This is a genomic window from Actibacterium sp. MT2.3-13A, from assembly GCF_018139985.1.
Taxonomy (GTDB): domain Bacteria; phylum Pseudomonadota; class Alphaproteobacteria; order Rhodobacterales; family Rhodobacteraceae; genus JAGSOU01.
In genome coordinates, this window is sequence record NZ_JAGSOU010000010.1 from 54,013 (window position 1) to 67,728 (window position 13,716).

15 protein-coding genes are annotated in these 13,716 nt (G+C 69.7%); 10 read left to right on the plus strand and 5 right to left on the minus strand.

Annotation, left to right across the window (positions count from 1 at the left end; all coding sequences use genetic code 11):
• Positions 1-76: 76 nt before the first annotated feature.
• Entirely contained in the window at positions 77-679 is a 603-nt protein-coding gene (locus KCI33_RS10580; protein ID WP_212524758.1) for a nicotinate-nucleotide adenylyltransferase, read from the plus strand.
• An 88-nt stretch (positions 680-767) separates the two neighbouring features.
• A complete protein-coding gene (gene dacB / locus KCI33_RS10585) occupies positions 768-2,375 on the plus strand; it encodes a D-alanyl-D-alanine carboxypeptidase/D-alanyl-D-alanine-endopeptidase (protein WP_349252202.1) in 1,608 nt (535 codons plus the stop codon).
• Position 2,376: 1 nt separating this feature from the next.
• Here the strand turns inward: dacB and KCI33_RS10590 are convergent, their stop codons facing one another.
• Positions 2,377-2,796: a tellurite resistance TerB family protein gene (locus tag KCI33_RS10590; protein ID WP_212524759.1), complete on the minus strand. Its 420-nt coding sequence runs from the start codon at positions 2,794-2,796 to the stop codon at positions 2,377-2,379.
• A 116-nt stretch (positions 2,797-2,912) separates the two neighbouring features.
• Here KCI33_RS10590 and KCI33_RS10595 point away from each other — a divergent pair, with 116 nt between their 5' ends.
• Both KCI33_RS10595 and KCI33_RS10600 read left to right on the plus strand, forming a co-directional pair.
• Positions 2,913-4,493 carry a lysine--tRNA ligase gene (locus KCI33_RS10595; RefSeq protein ID WP_212524760.1) on the plus strand — a complete coding sequence of 527 codons (1,581 nt, stop codon included), beginning with the start codon at positions 2,913-2,915 and terminating at the stop codon, positions 4,491-4,493.
• A gap of 254 nt (positions 4,494-4,747) precedes the next feature.
• A complete protein-coding gene (locus KCI33_RS10600) occupies positions 4,748-7,039 on the plus strand; it encodes a glycosyl hydrolase family 28-related protein (protein WP_212524761.1) in 2,292 nt (763 codons plus the stop codon).
• Between the two features lie 51 nt (positions 7,040-7,090).
• Here KCI33_RS10600 and KCI33_RS10605 read toward each other — a convergent pair whose 3' ends face one another.
• The gene (locus KCI33_RS10605) at positions 7,091-7,579 is read right to left on the minus strand and encodes a pyridoxamine 5'-phosphate oxidase family protein (protein ID WP_212524762.1); all 489 of its coding nucleotides are present in this window, start codon (positions 7,577-7,579) and stop codon (positions 7,091-7,093) included.
• Positions 7,580-7,836: 257 nt separating this feature from the next.
• Here KCI33_RS10605 and KCI33_RS10610 point away from each other — a divergent pair, with 257 nt between their 5' ends.
• Positions 7,837-8,013, plus strand: coding sequence for a hypothetical protein (locus tag KCI33_RS10610; protein ID WP_212524763.1), 177 nt, complete (start codon positions 7,837-7,839; stop codon positions 8,011-8,013).
• A gap of 213 nt (positions 8,014-8,226) precedes the next feature.
• Here KCI33_RS10610 and KCI33_RS10615 read toward each other — a convergent pair whose 3' ends face one another.
• Together KCI33_RS10615 and KCI33_RS10620 are read right to left on the minus strand one after the other, a co-directional pair.
• A complete protein-coding gene (locus KCI33_RS10615; RefSeq protein WP_212524764.1) occupies positions 8,227-9,057 on the minus strand; it encodes a DUF6782 family putative metallopeptidase in 831 nt (276 codons plus the stop codon).
• 58 nt (positions 9,058-9,115) lie between these two features.
• Complete coding sequence (locus KCI33_RS10620; protein WP_212524765.1) at positions 9,116-9,877, minus strand: hypothetical protein; 762 nt, start codon at positions 9,875-9,877, stop codon at positions 9,116-9,118.
• A gap of 143 nt (positions 9,878-10,020) precedes the next feature.
• On the opposite strand from KCI33_RS10620, the gene parA reads away from it, so the two are divergent.
• The 5 genes from parA (at position 10,021) to KCI33_RS10645 (ending at position 12,580) form a co-directional block, all read left to right on the plus strand.
• Positions 10,021-10,656 (plus strand): ParA family partition ATPase, encoded by a 636-nt coding sequence (gene parA, locus KCI33_RS10625; RefSeq protein WP_212524766.1) that lies wholly within the window; start codon positions 10,021-10,023, stop codon positions 10,654-10,656.
• Positions 10,657-10,719: 63 nt separating this feature from the next.
• Positions 10,720-11,127: a universal stress protein gene (locus KCI33_RS10630; RefSeq protein ID WP_212524767.1), complete on the plus strand. Its 408-nt coding sequence runs from the start codon at positions 10,720-10,722 to the stop codon at positions 11,125-11,127.
• A 94-nt stretch (positions 11,128-11,221) separates the two neighbouring features.
• Positions 11,222-11,542 carry an antibiotic biosynthesis monooxygenase family protein gene (locus KCI33_RS10635; RefSeq protein WP_212524768.1) on the plus strand — a complete coding sequence of 107 codons (321 nt, stop codon included), beginning with the start codon at positions 11,222-11,224 and terminating at the stop codon, positions 11,540-11,542.
• Between the two features lie 10 nt (positions 11,543-11,552).
• Complete coding sequence (locus KCI33_RS10640) at positions 11,553-12,155, plus strand: carboxymuconolactone decarboxylase family protein (RefSeq protein ID WP_212524769.1); 603 nt, start codon at positions 11,553-11,555, stop codon at positions 12,153-12,155.
• A gap of 26 nt (positions 12,156-12,181) precedes the next feature.
• Entirely contained in the window at positions 12,182-12,580 is a 399-nt protein-coding gene (locus tag KCI33_RS10645; protein WP_249139021.1) for a hypothetical protein, read from the plus strand.
• 41 nt (positions 12,581-12,621) lie between these two features.
• Here the strand turns inward: KCI33_RS10645 and KCI33_RS10650 are convergent, their stop codons facing one another.
• Positions 12,622-13,707, minus strand: coding sequence for a Zn-dependent alcohol dehydrogenase (locus tag KCI33_RS10650; protein WP_212524770.1), 1,086 nt, complete (start codon positions 13,705-13,707; stop codon positions 12,622-12,624).
• Positions 13,708-13,716 lie beyond the last annotated feature (9 nt).

Below are 13,716 nucleotides of genomic sequence, written 5' to 3' on the forward strand. Positions count from 1 at the left end.
ATAGCGATTTAGCTGGACAAGGGCAATGTGGCGCGGGTTAGGGTGGGCGCCGATTTTCAGGGGAGGAAAGCGGCACATGCGGCAGGGCTGGCCCATCGCGCGGGCGGGGCAGGCGATCGGCCTGCTCGGCGGATCCTTCGATCCGCCGCACGCAGGTCACGCGCATATCACCCGCGAGGCGCTGAAGCGGTTCGGTCTGGACGGGGTGTGGTGGCTGGTCAGCCCCGGCAATCCGCTGAAACACGAGGGGCCGGCGCCGATCGCGCGCCGCATGGCGGCGGCGCGGGCGGTGATGGATCACCCGCGGGTCGTGGTCACGGATATCGAGGCGCGCATCGGCACCCGCTACACCGCCGAGACGCTGGCGGGGCTGATGGCGCGCTATCCCGGCGTGCGCTTCGTGTGGCTGATGGGGGCGGACAACCTGGCCGGGTTCCACCGCTGGGACCGCTGGGACTGGATCATGGAGAACGTGCCGATCGGCGTGATCGCCCGACCCGGCGCCGGGCTGGCGGCGCGGCGGTCGAAGGCGGCGCTGCGCTATGCGCCGTGGCAGGTGCCGCCGCGCGCGGCGCAGGGGCTGGGCCGGATGGCGGCGCCTAGCTGGTGCTTCGTCAACGTGCCGATGGTGGACATCTCGTCGAGTGCGATCCGCGCGCGCGGGGAATGGCGGCGCTGAGGGGACGGTCGCCGCGTCATGGCGGGGTGCGGCGGAGGCGGCGGGGTGGCACCCACCCTGCGGATTCGGCGCTTGGTGGCGGGGTGGGTTGGCACTGACCCCGAGGATCGGGCTGCGTTGGGCCGATCCGGCGCTTTGCGGCGATTGCGGCGCGACGGCGCTTGCCGGGCGGGCGGCGATTTGCTTCACTCCGGCCATGACGAACCGCTTTCAGAACGTCTCGCGCCGGTGGTTTCTGGGCGCCTTGATGGCCGGTGGCGCGCAGGCCGCGCTGGCGGCCCCTCCGGCCGTCTCGCTGCGGCCCGCGCCGCGCCCGGCCGATTACCGCAAGCTGGCCGCGCCGGGCGCCGACGAGTTGATCGCCAGGGCGGGGCTGAGCGGCGAGGTCGGCTTCGCCGTGGCCGATGCGACAACCGGCCGGATGCTGGAGGCGCACAACCCGCTGCTGGGCCTGCCGCCAGCGAGCGTGACCAAGGCGATGACCGCGCTTTACGCGCTGGAGACGCTGGGGGCCGATTACCGTTTCGGCACGCGGCTGCTGGGCACCGGGCCGGTTGTGGGCGGCGAGCTCAAGGGCGATCTGGTGCTGGCGGGGGGCGGGGATCCGACGCTGAACACCGACATGCTGGGCGATCTGGCGGCCAAGCTGAAGGCGGCGGGGGTGCATGCGGTCAGGGGGCGGTTCCTGTATCATGCCGGCGCGCTGCCCGAGGTTCCGGCAATCGACCCCGGACAGCCCGCTCACGTCGGCTACAATCCGGCGATCTCGGGGCTGAACCTGAATTTCAACCGGGTGCATTTCGAATGGCAGCAGGCCTCAGGCGGCTACACCGTGACCATGGACGCGCGCGCCGAGCGCTACCGCCCCGCCGTCAGCGTGGCCGAGATGGAGGTCGTGCGCCGGGATCTGCCAGTCTACACCTATTCCTCGAAGGGCGAGGTGGACCACTGGACGGTGGCCAGCGGTGCGCTGGGCAAGGGCGGCGCGCGCTGGCTGCCGGTGCGCCGGCCCGCGCTTTACGCCGCCGAGGTGTTCCAGACGCTGGCGCGGTCGCACGGGATCGAATTGGCCCGGCCGGCCGCCGCGCAGACGTTGCCGCAGGGGACCGTCCTGGCCGAGATGGAGAGCGCGCCGCTGCGCGAGGTCCTGCGCGAGATGCTGAAATACTCCACCAATATCACAGCCGAGGCGGTGGGTTTGACCGCGAGTCTTGCGAGGGGGGCGCAGGTGACGAGCCTTGCCGCCTCGGGCCGCGAGATGAGCGCCTGGCTGGCCGGGCGTCTGGGCACGCGCAAGGCCGATTTCGTCGATCATTCGGGGCTGGGCGAGGGCTCGCGCATGAGCGCGGGCGACATGGTGCGCGCGCTGGTGGGGGTGGGCCCGGACGGCCCGCTCAAGCCGATCCTGAAGGATGTCTATCTGCGCGACGACCAGGGTCGCGCGCTGAAAAGCCACCCGGTCAAGATCAGGGCCAAGACCGGCACGCTGAACTTCGTCTCGGCGCTGGCGGGCTATGTCACCGGCGCGGACGGGACGGAGCTGGCCTTCGCGATTTTCACCGCCGACAACGCGCGGCGCGCCGATATCCGTCCAGAGGACCGCGAGCGCCCGGCGGGCAGCCGCAGCTGGACCGGCCGCTCGCGCGCGATGCAGATGGAACTGGTGGAGCGCTGGGCGACGCTCTATTGCGGCTGAGCTACAGCGTCGCGTGCCGCGCCCGCGCGCCGCGTTCGATGGCGGCGGCGTTCAGGCGGCTGATGTCCAGCTCGTAGCGGATCTCTTCGAGCAGGCGCAGCTCGGTCTCGTAGAGATGGCCGTCGGCGGCGGCCACGTCGCAGGCCATCGCATAGGCGGTCTCGTAGAGCTTCTCGGGCAGGGCTTCGCGCACCAGGCCGAAGAGGGCGTCGAGGCCGTCCTCCTCCTCCAGCAGGTCGAAGACGGTCTGCGCGATCACGCTGATGCGGTCGATGTCGTAATCGTGGAACACCGGCAAGTGGTTCACGATGCGCTGGATGGTCATCAGCTCGGACGTGCGGATGTTCTCGTCCGAGGCGGACACGGCCATCATCACCGCGACCAGGCTGTCCTGGGGGGTGAGCAGTTTCGACTGGGACAAATCGGCCTCCTGGGGCTGGGGACGGGGGCACAATATTGACGCGGAGGCGGGGGGGCAATAGGTAGCGGCGGTGCCGTGGCATGGGGCCGCGGTCTCAGTTTGAAAGCGTTTCAGTCATGTCCGATCTGCGCGATGCCGCGATGTCTTCGAAAGCCTGGCCCTTTGAAGAGGCGCGCAAGCTGCTGAAACGCTACGAAAAGGCGCCGCCGGAAAAGGGCTATGTCCTGTTCGAGACCGGCTACGGCCCGAGCGGTCTGCCGCATATCGGCACCTTCGGCGAGGTCGCCCGCACCACGATGATCCGCCGCGCCTTCGAGGCGATCAGCGACATCCCGACCCGTCTGATCTGTTTCTCGGACGACATGGACGGCATGCGCAAGGTGCCCGACAACGTGCCCAACACAGGGATGCTGCACGAGCATCTGCAAAAGCCGCTGACCTCGGTCCCCGACCCGTTCGGGGAATTCGACAGCTTCGGCGGGCACAACAACGCGATGCTGCGCCGGTTCCTCGACACCTTCGGGTTCGAATACGAGTTCTACTCGGCCACCGAATTCTACAAGTCGGGCCAGTTCGACGAGGTGTTGCTGCGCGCCGTCGAATGCTACGACGAGATCATGGCGGTGATGCTGAAGAGCCTGCGCGAGGAGCGCCGCCAGACCTATTCGATCTTCCTGCCGATCCACCCCGAGACCGGCCGGGTGCTTTATGTGCCGATGAAGGAGGTCAACGCCAAGGACGGCACCGTGACCTTCGACGACGAGGACGGGCGGGAATGGACGTTGCCGGTCACCGGCGGCAACGTGAAATTCCAGTGGAAGCCCGATTTCGGCGCGCGCTGGGCGGCGCTGGACGTCGATTTCGAGATGTATGGCAAGGACCATTCCACCAACACCCCGATCTACGATCGGATCTGCGAGATCCTCAGCGGCAGGAAGCCCGAGCATTTCGTCTATGAGCTGTTCCTCGATGAGAACGGCGAGAAGATCTCGAAATCCAAGGGCAACGGCATCTCGATCGACGAATGGCTGACCTATGCCTCGTCGGAAAGCCTGTCCTATTTCATGTTCCAGAAGCCGAAGACCGCCAAGCGGCTGTATTTCGACGTGATCCCCAAGGCGGTGGACGAATACCACCAGCAGCTGCGGGCCTATCGCGATCAGGACGTGGCGGCGCGGATCAACAACCCGGTCTGGCACATCCACAACGGCAACCCGCCGGAATCGAAGATGGTGGTGCCGTTTGCGATGCTGCTGAACCTGGCCTCGGTGGCCGGCGCGTCGGACAAGAGCGGGCTGTGGGGCTTCATCCAGCGCTACGCGCCTGAGGCGAGCCCCGAGACGCATCCCGATCTCGACCAGGCGGCGGAATTTGCGGTGCGCTATTTCCGCGATTTCGTGGCTCCCGAGCGCCAGTTCCGTCTGCCCACCGACCAGGAGCGCGCGGCGATGGAGGACCTCGTGGCGCGGCTGAAGGCCTGGGAGGGCGGGCTCGACGCCGAGGAGTTGCAGAGCCTCGTCTTCGCCGTCGGCAAGGAGCACGGGTTCGAACCGCTGCGCGACTGGTTCAAGGCACTTTACGAGGTGCTGCTGGGCGCGAGCCAGGGGCCGCGCTTCGGCGGGTTCATCGCGCTTTACGGCATCGACGAGAGCGTGACGCTGATCGAGAAGGGCCTCGCGGGCGAACTGGCGGGCTGAGCCGCAGGCGCCACTCCTTCCTTCCCATCCTGAATGCCGGGCGGGCGGTCCTCACGGGCGGCGCGCCCGGCCCTGTTGCGGTCTGAGGGTTAAGCCGCGCTTCACCTTTGCCTGTTAGCCCTGATGACCGGCCGGGCCCTTGCCCCGGTCTCTCCATGCAGAGTGGCTGACAATCGAGCGGAGCCGTGGCGCCCGCCCCACCGGGCTGCGCGCGGCGGCCCGGGCGCCGGGCGCGCATCAGGAAAGGGGTTTCGATGAACAAGGCAATTACCGACGGGATCGTCTTCATGCCGCCGGCATTCGGCGACGGGCTGAATCTGTGGTCGAGCGAGAACGGGACGCCGGGCTCGGCGACCTATGCGGGCGCGGCCAATGCCGCGATCGTGCCGGCGGACCCGGATTTCGGCGGCTGCCTTGAGCTTCTGAAAACGGATGCCACGCAGAAGCTGCGCGCGATGGGAGAGACGCCGATCCTGCCCGGATGCTACCTGCGGGTCACCGCCCGGGTGAAGGCGGTCAGCGGCAACCTGCCCGGCGTGCGCATCGCGGCCTACCCGGTGGACGGCAGCGGCGCACATGTGTCCGGGCTGGCCGAGACCGGGCCCGAGGTCACGCTGAGCGCCTATGGCGAGGTGGTGACGGTGAGCGCGATCCTCGGCACCGGGCTGCGCGGCGGCGTGGACATGGCCTGGAGCCCGGCGGTGGCCGGCGCCCATGTCGGCCTCAACCTGACCGGTGCGACCGGCGGCGTGGTGCGGATCGACGACATCGTGGTCGAGGACGCGACCGAGGTTTTCCACCGCAAGCTGATGGATTGGGTCGATGTGCGCGACTACGGCGCCAGGGGCGATGGCGTGACCGATGACAGCGCCGCCTTCGAGGCGGCCGACGCGGCGGCGAACGGGCGCGCGGTGCTGGTCTCTGCCGGCAGCTATCACCTGGCCGATCACGTCACCTTCGAGAGCCCGGTGCGCTTCGAGGGCACGGTCAGCATGCCGGCGGGCAGGCGGCTGACGCTGACCCGGAATTTCGACCTGCCGGCCTATATCGACGCCTTCGGCGACGAGCTGGAGGGGTTCAAGCGCGCGCTGGCGGCGCTGTTCAACTATTCCGACCATGACAGCCTGGACATGAAGGGCCGCCGCATCGACCTCGGCGCGCCGATCGACGTGCAGGCGGTGGTCGGCAACAAGACCACCCACGCCATCCGCCAGGTGATCCGCAACGGCCAGTTCAACGCGCTGGACAGCACCGGCTGGAACACCGACACGGTGAGTTCTCAGGCCAGCTATTCGACCGCCAACCCGACGCAGCTGACGGGGGTGGCGAATGTGGCCAACATCCCCGTGGGCGCGCTGGTCGAGGGGCTGGGGGTGGGCCGCGAGGTCTATGTCACCTCGAAGAACGTGGGCGCGGGGACGCTGACGCTGAGCCGCCCGCTGTTCGACGCGGTGGGCACCCAGACCTATACCTTCAAGCGGTTCAAATACATCCTCGATTTCAGCGGCTTCGCATCGCTCAGCAAATTCGTGCTGGCGGATGTGGAGTTCCAGTGCAACGGCCGCGCCAGCGGCGTGATGCTGGCCCCGGACGGCCTGATCTTTCACGCCCGCGACTGTTTCTTCACCAGCCCCAAGGATCGCGGGCTGAGCTCGCCCGGGCGCGGCTGCCAGGGGATGATGGTGGACCGCTGCCAGTTCCTGTCGAACGAGCAGGCGATGCGTTCGCAGGACCGCAGCACGATCGCGCTGAACTGCAACGCCAACGACGTCAAGCTGCGCGACAACCGGGTGGTGATGTTCGCGCATTTCGCGGTGCTGGGCGGCAGCGGCCATATCATCTCGTCCAACCACTGGTTCCAGGGCGACAGCGAAAGCAATGCGGTGCGCCAGGCGGGGCTGGTGCTGACCTCGACCAATGTCAAGACGACGGTCACCGGCAACTACATCGACAACAATTTCATCGAGTGGAGCAACGAGCACGACCCGGTCCCCGACCACGGCAACGAGCTGAGCTTCGGCGGGCTGACGATCACGTCGAACATCTTCATGGCCAGCGACGTGGCGAACTGGTTCCGCTGGATCGTGGTCAAGCCGGTGGGCGCGGGCCATTACATCCAGGGGATGAACATCTCGGGCAATGTGTTCAAATCCACGATCAGCAACATCCAGCGGGTGGATCGGGTGGACAGCACCTATGCCGGGCTCGACATGAGCCGGGCGCGCAATGTCGTCGTCGAGGGCAACAGCTTCAACGGGGTGGATCAGGTGATCAGCAACCCGGTGACGCGGCAGTTCGACATCAACACTGACAGCTCGGTTTGGAACTGTGATTTCGCGGGGTTCCTGCCCTTCGGCGGACAGGCCCGGATCGCCGCCGCCGTGGTGCCCGAGAACGGCATCCGCAACGGTGCGAACGCGCTGGTTCATGCCGCGCCCTACGCGGTGACCGGGCAGGGCGCGTCGAATACGGTAATCGCGCTGCACTGGCCCGAGGCGGTGCGCGGGCGGGTGCAGGTCACGGCGCGGATGGACAACCCGGTCTGAGGGGTTTTTCTTGCCCGTCCCGCCCTGCGGGGCGGGCCCGTTGCGGTCCCGTTACGCCAGCAGCTCCTCCGGGGTCAGCCGGAAGGCCCGGCCGAAGCCGCCGTTCAGATGGCCCGCCGTGACCGCGAAGCGCAGGAAGTGGAAATCCGCGAAATCGGCGTAGAGCTTCGCCTTGGGGTGCCCGGCCAGGTAATGCGCGCGCAGGGCGGCATGGCCGGGCGTGCCGCGCGCAACGAACGCAGCCCGGGCCTGAAGCGTCAGCCGCGGGTGGGTCAGCGGGTCGCCCTTCGGACCGGGGTCGCCGACCAGCAGCGAACAGGCCGGGTTCGCGCGCAGCGCGGCGGTATGCGCGGCGAGGTCGGAGACCAGGCTCACCGGCGCGCCGTCGGGCGCCAGCCCCAGCGCGATGCGGGTGACGAAGGGGGCGCCGGTGGCGGGCTCGATCACCGCCAGCGCGGCACTCTGCGCCCGCGTCAGCAGGGCGCGGGCCAGCGCGCGCGCGTCGTCATCGGTGGGGAGGATCGGTGATCGGCTTGGCATGGCGGGGCCCGGTCTTTGGGCCCATGATGGCGCGCGGGGCGGGATTTGCCCAGAGCGCCCTGCCGTCGAGGACATCTTCATGAGGACAAGGGCCAAGCGCGTTCCGCTCGCGGTGCGGGCGATTGCGTTTGTGTCCGGCACGGCCGGCGCCGATGAATTGGAGCTGAAGATCCCCAGGGGGCGGCCCACGGTCACGGTGCAGACCGGCGCTGGCCCGGCCGCGATCCGCCGCATCCTCGCCACCGGGGCGCCGGCAAATGGGCCCGCAGGCGCGCCCGGGCCCGCCCTTTTGTTTCCAGCCGATGCGCGCCGCGCCGGGTCTGACGACCATCGGCGAGCTGGAGCCGCCGGAAATGCTTGAGGTCCCGCGGGCCATCGTGCCGGACAGCCGCACCGCGGGCTGGTTCGTGAAGGGCGCGATCCCGGGGCGGTGAACAAGCCCCACTCCGAAGCCGCCGACGGGCCGGTCGAGCCGGGCTGCACGCCGGATTTCGACGGGTCTCTCCGCGGGGACGTGCCGCGGGTGGTGCCGTTCCGCAACGGCGCGCGGCGCGGCCATCCGCCCTCAGCCACCGGCCGGATGATCGAGACGGGCTTTCCGGCCGATTGCCTCTTTTGCCGCCGCCGCGGCAGGCAGGCGTGGCGCCCTAGCGGCGGAAGCGTTCCGCGATGCCGCAGTCGTAGGGCCGGCCCGAGGGCAGGTGGCAGAGCTGCGCGAAAAAGCCCTGGGGCAGTGTCTCATAGCCCGGCAGGCGCTTCTCCGCCTCCAGCCGGTCGAGGTGATCGGAGCAGCTGGAGATGTAATAGGCCTCGACGCGCCAGTCGTTCTGATACCATTGGTCGAAGGCCAGCGCCGTGGCGATGCCGATGTCGCCCTGCTCGGCCATGGCGTCGGCGAAGCGCCCGGTGATGTCCTCGTAATGCTCGATCCGGGTCAGCGCGTCCCAGGCCGAAGGGTCGCCCCGCTCGCGCAGCTGCCAGGCATAGAGCGTGGCAATCGCCTGGGCGTCGGCCTCCATGCCGAAGACCAGTCGCGCGGCCTCCTGCATGTCGAGGGCGGGCGTGGGGCAGAACCCGCGCGAGAGCTGTTCTACATGGCGCAGCTCGTGGATGAGGATGGCGAAGCGCGCGCCCTCGGGCAGATCCCGGCGCAGGACGATCCGGTTGCTCAGCGGCTCGAAGTAGCCGCGCGCCTCCATCGGCTCGTCGGACAGGCACAGCGCGGCGCCCGAGCCATGCCAGGCGGCGATCAGCAGGTCGGGCTGCGGCGCCAGATCCTCGATCCGGCCGAGCAGGGCCGCGAGGGCGGCGGCGTCGGGACTGGTGGCCGGCGCGCCGGGGCGCAGGCAGGAGGCGTCGGCGGGCGCCTCGTGCACGGTCGCGGCGTTCGGGGACAGCGTGGCGTGAAAGGGCGACGAGGCCCGGGCGAGGGGGGCCGGCAGGCACAGCAGCAGAAGGGCAACGGCGCGCGCGATCATGGCGCCAGCCTAGCCGAGGCGCCGCGCGCCGCCTAGGAAAAAAGCCCTGCCGCCGCGCTCAGAAACTGCGCCAGAGGCCGAGTTTCAGGCCCAGCGTCTCCTCCCCGGCCAGCCCGGCCTTCAGCCCGATTTCCAGGAACGGCCCGTCCCGTCCGAGGCGGCGCACATAGGCGGGCGAGAGGCGCAGATAGGGCGCCGCGCCGGGATAGTGGCCGGACTGGAGCTGCAGGATGAACAGGCGGTCCGCGCCGGGTTTCAGCCCCAGCGTCAGATCGGCCTTGAGCGCGGCCTCTCCCGCGCCCGGCACCCATACGATGAAACCGTCCAGATTGGCCCAGCCGGGCCCCCAGACGGTCTCCAGACCGCGGCCCCAGCTCAGGCCGGGGCGCAGCAGCGGCTGCGGCTCCTTGCCGGCGCCGCCCATGCCGCCGAGGCCCAGTTCGGCGGCGAAGCGGTGCCGGCCATGGCCGGCGTCCAGCGCGCGGCGCAGGAACAGCACCGCGGTCCAGTCGCCGCGGCCGTCGCCCCGCCCGGCATCGAGCCCCAGCGTCAACCCCGCGCCCAGCCCGTATTCTGCATAGAGCGTGCTGTAGCCCGAGACCGGGCGGCCGGGCTGGCCGCGATCCTCGGTCAGGCTGTGCGAAAGCGACAGGAATTCCGTGCCCGCCTCGCGCGGCCAGGGACCGGGCTGGGCGGGTCCCGCAGCCAGCGCCAGCGCGAGGCTCAGGGCCAGCGCCAGGCTCAGGGCCAGCGCCAGGCTCAGGGCCAGCGCCAGGCTCAGGGCCAGCGCCAGGCTCAGGGCAGGGGAGTGGTTTCGCATCCGGTCCCTCCTTTGCGCCCAGTTTTTCGGCAACAGGCTTAACAGGATGTTAACGCTGGCCGCGGGACGGATATCCGGCTGCATCGCCGGCGAATTTCGGCTATGCTGCATTGCAGCGAAACGAGACACGGGCGGAGGCGGCCATGACCGGAACCATCATCACCATTGCTCAGCAGAAGGGCGGCTCGGGCAAGACCACGCTGGCCGCCAACCTGGCCGTGGCCTTCGCGCGGGCGGGGCTGTCGGTGGCGCTGCTGGACACCGATCCGCAGGGCAGCCTCGGGCGCTGGTTCATGGCGCGGGCCGGGCGGCTGGGCGATCCCGGGCTGGAATTCTCCACCGCCTCGGCCTGGGGCGTGGGCTACGAGACGGGCAAGCTGGCGCGCGCCCATGACATCGTCCTGATCGACACCCCGCCCAAGGCCGACAGCGACCTGCGCCCGGCGCTGCGCGCGGCGCAGCTGGTGCTGGTGCCGGTGGCAAGCTCGCATGTCGATCTCTGGGCGACCGAGGGCGTGCTCGACCTCGCCCGCCGCGAAAGCCGCCCGGCGGCGCTGGTCCTCAACCGGACCCGCCCCGGCACGCGGCTGGGCATGGAGGTGGCCGAGGCCGCGGCCGGGATGGAGGCCCACCTCGCCGCCGCGACGCTGGCCAACCGGGTGACCTATGCCGAGACGCTGGGCCAGGGGCTGGGCGTGCTGGAAGCGGCGCGCAAGGGCCCGGCCTGCGCCGAGATCGAGGCCCTGGCGGCGGAGCTGCGGGGGCTGATCGCTTCCTGACCTGTGTCAAAGTCGCGCATCGCGGGCCGTGCCATCATCGCCCCGACAACAAGGAGGTTTGCCATGTACAAGAACATTCTCGTCCCCATCGCGCTGGACCACGGCCCCAAGAGTGGCGCGGCGCTGGCGGTGGCGCGCGCATTGCTGGACGAGGGGGGCAGGATCACCGCGATCACGGTGATGGAGGCCATCCCCCCCTATGTCTCGCAATACCTTCCCGCCGACCAGGAGGCCCGCGCCCGCGAAGAGGTGCACGCCGCGCTGCTGGCCGAGCTGGGCGGGGCCGGGGACGTGAAGGCCGACGTGGTGACCGGCCATGCCGGGCGCACCATCCTCGAATATGCCGAGGAAAAGGGGATGGACCTGATCGTCATCGCCTCGCACCGCCCCGGCCTGCAGGATTATTTCCTCGGCTCCACCGCCGCGCGCGTCGTCCGCCACGCGCCCTGCGCGGTGCATGTCGTCCGCTAGGCCCGGGGGCGCCCCGGCACGCGGGGCGCGCGCGACGGGCGCGGCCGGATTTCCGCCGCGCCCCACGGCCAGGCTGAAACCCAAGGAGGCCGCGATGCCGACCATCACCCAAGACGCCCAGCTTCAGACCGTCATCACCACCTTCGAGACCACGCCGGGCACCTGCCAGGACCTGCTGGAGGCGCTGCAGGACGCCTATGAGCAGTTCATCTCGAAACAGCCCGGATTCCTCGGCGCGGGGCTGCATGTCAACGACGCCCAGACCCGCATCGCCAACTACTCGCAATGGCGCCGGCGCGAGGATTTCCAGGCCATGCTGCGCAGCGACGAGATGCGCGCCCGCAACCGCCGGATCAATGACCTGTGCAAAAGCTTCGAGCCCGTCATGTATGACGTGGTCGCCAGTTTCGATTGAGGGCGCGGTCGTGGCGCTGGTCGATCCGCTGAGCGAAGAGCAGATGGAGCCTGAGCTGCGCGCGGCGGTTCAGTTCTTCAAGGGGCCCTTGGGGGTGATCCCCAACTCGGTGCGCACCATGGCCCACCGCCCCGACATCGCGCGCGCCTTCACCGATCTCAACATCGCGGTGATGGCCGATACCGGCACGGTGACGCCCGAGTTCAAGCGCCTGATCGGCTATGTCTCCAGCTTCGCTTCGCGCTGTCTCTATTGCCAGGCGCACATGATTCTCGCCTCCGAACGCTTCGGCGCCTCGCAGGCGCGGCTGAACGATGTCTTCGATTTCGAGGCCAGCGCGCATTTCACCGAGGCCGAGAAGGCCGCCCTGGCCTTCGCCCGCGCCGCGACCGAGGTGCCCAACGCCGTGACCCCCGAGATCGGCGCGCGGCTGCGCGACCACTGGCCGCCGGAAGCGATCGTCGAGATCATGGGGGTGGTGGCGCTGTTCGGCTATCTCAACCGCTGGAACGATTCCATGGGCTCGGCGCTGGAGGACCTGCCGCGCTCGAAGGGCGAGGAACGGCTAGCCGGCACGACCGGCTGGCATGTGGGAAAGCACGGCGCCGGCTGAGCCGCGCCAGGGCCCGGAGGGGGCGCATGAGAACGACAATAGCCGCTGCCGCCCTCTGTGTGCTGGGTCTGGGGCCGGGGCTGAGCACGGGCGCCTCGGCGCAGGAGTTGCTGGGCAGCTACATCGCCGATATCGGGCCGGCGGACCTGCGCAACTCGCAGGGCGTGCGCCTGTGGGCGCCGTGGCAGATCCTGCGCCAGGACCGCGCGAATTTCCACCGCTTCGGCCTGCGCGACGCGGGCGATGAATGGGACCCTTTCTTCGCCGATCCGGGCCGCCGCGCGACGATGGAGCGGATGATCCAGCGCGGCTGGATCGACCCCGAGGCCGCGCGCGCGATCGTGCGGGGCGGGGTGAGGGTCTATGTCGCGGTCTACAGCTACGGCGCGCAGGGCGAGATGGTGACGGTGGACGTCTGGCGCTGATGCGCGGTGCCCGCCCCTGGCGGGGCAGGCGCGGGGGGCTTTCAGAACAGGATGACGTTGCGTCGGGCGGCGCCGGATTTGGTGTCGGCGATGGCCTCGTTGATCTGGTCAAGCCGCCAGCGGCCCGAGATCAGCTCGTCGAGCTTCAGCCGGCCCTGTTGATAAAGGTCCACCATCCAGGGGATATCGCGCGCCAGCACCGTGTCGCCCATGAACGAGCCCAGGAAGGATTGACCGCTGATGGCGGTGATCACGGGCTCATAGCTGGATTTCTGCCCTGAATGTGGCATCCCCACCATTACCAGCCGGCCGCCCTTCGTCAGATAGCGCGCGGCGGTGTCATAGGCCGGGATCGCGCCCACGGTGACGAAGACCGCATCGGCGCCGCGCCCGGCGGTGATCTTGCGGGCGACCGACCAGGGCTTGGCCTCGGTGGCGAGGATGCCGTCGGTCGCGCCGAACTCGCGCGCCGCGGCCAGCTTCTCCTCGGTCATGTCCACGGCGATGATGCGCGCCGCACCCGCCAGCCGCGCGCCCTGGATCGCGTTCAGCCCGACGCCGCCGGCGCCGATCACCACCACGTTGTGGCCGGGCCGCACGCCGCCGGTGTTGACCGCCGCGCCGACGCCGGTGACGACGCCGCAGGACAGCAGGCAGGCGGCCTCCATCGGCATGTCGGCCGGGATGGGGGCGATCTGGCTGCGGTCGACCACGACCCTCTCGGCGAAGGCGCCGCAGTCCAGCCCCTGCGCCAGCGCGCCGCCGCCGGGCAGGCTGAGCGGGCCTTCTGCCGGGTCGTGCGAGGTGGCGCAAATCGCCGGGTGGCCGGTTGCGCAGGGCAGGCACTGGCCGCAGGCGCGCAGCAGCGTCACCAGCACCGTGTCGCCGACCGCGTAGCCGGCGACCCCCGCGCCGAGCGCGCTGATCCGCCCCGCCGCCTCGTGGCCGTAGACCGCCGGAAGGGGGCCGCCCCAGCCGCCCTCGGCATAGGAGATGTCGGAATGGCAGATCGCGCAGGCCTCCAGCGTGACCTCGACCTCGCCGTGCAGCGGTGCGCGCAGTTCCACCTCTTCGATCACCAGGGGTGCGTTGAATTCATGGGCCACGGCGGCGCGGATTCGTGTCATCTGTTCCTC

Coding starts and splice junctions, on each gene's coding strand:
- KCI33_RS10595 (WP_212524760.1), top strand. CDS start 2,913: ATGTCCGATCTGCGCGATGCCGCGATGTCTTCGAAAGCCTGGCCCTTT.
- KCI33_RS10620 (WP_212524765.1), bottom strand. CDS start 9,877: ATGCGAAACCACTCCCCTGCCCTGAGCCTGGCGCTGGCCCTGAGCCTG.
- KCI33_RS10580 (WP_212524758.1), top strand. CDS start 77: ATGCGGCAGGGCTGGCCCATCGCGCGGGCGGGGCAGGCGATCGGCCTG.
- KCI33_RS10600 (WP_212524761.1), top strand. CDS start 4,748: ATGAACAAGGCAATTACCGACGGGATCGTCTTCATGCCGCCGGCATTC.
- KCI33_RS10650 (WP_212524770.1), bottom strand. CDS start 13,707: ATGACACGAATCCGCGCCGCCGTGGCCCATGAATTCAACGCACCCCTG.
- KCI33_RS10615 (WP_212524764.1), bottom strand. CDS start 9,057: ATGATCGCGCGCGCCGTTGCCCTTCTGCTGCTGTGCCTGCCGGCCCCC.
- KCI33_RS10610 (WP_212524763.1), top strand. CDS start 7,837: ATGGGCCCGCAGGCGCGCCCGGGCCCGCCCTTTTGTTTCCAGCCGATG.
- KCI33_RS10635 (WP_212524768.1), top strand. CDS start 11,222: ATGCCGACCATCACCCAAGACGCCCAGCTTCAGACCGTCATCACCACC.
- KCI33_RS10645 (WP_249139021.1), top strand. CDS start 12,182: ATGAGAACGACAATAGCCGCTGCCGCCCTCTGTGTGCTGGGTCTGGGG.
- parA (WP_212524766.1), top strand. CDS start 10,021: ATGACCGGAACCATCATCACCATTGCTCAGCAGAAGGGCGGCTCGGGC.
- KCI33_RS10605 (WP_212524762.1), bottom strand. CDS start 7,579: ATGCCAAGCCGATCACCGATCCTCCCCACCGATGACGACGCGCGCGCG.
- KCI33_RS10630 (WP_212524767.1), top strand. CDS start 10,720: ATGTACAAGAACATTCTCGTCCCCATCGCGCTGGACCACGGCCCCAAG.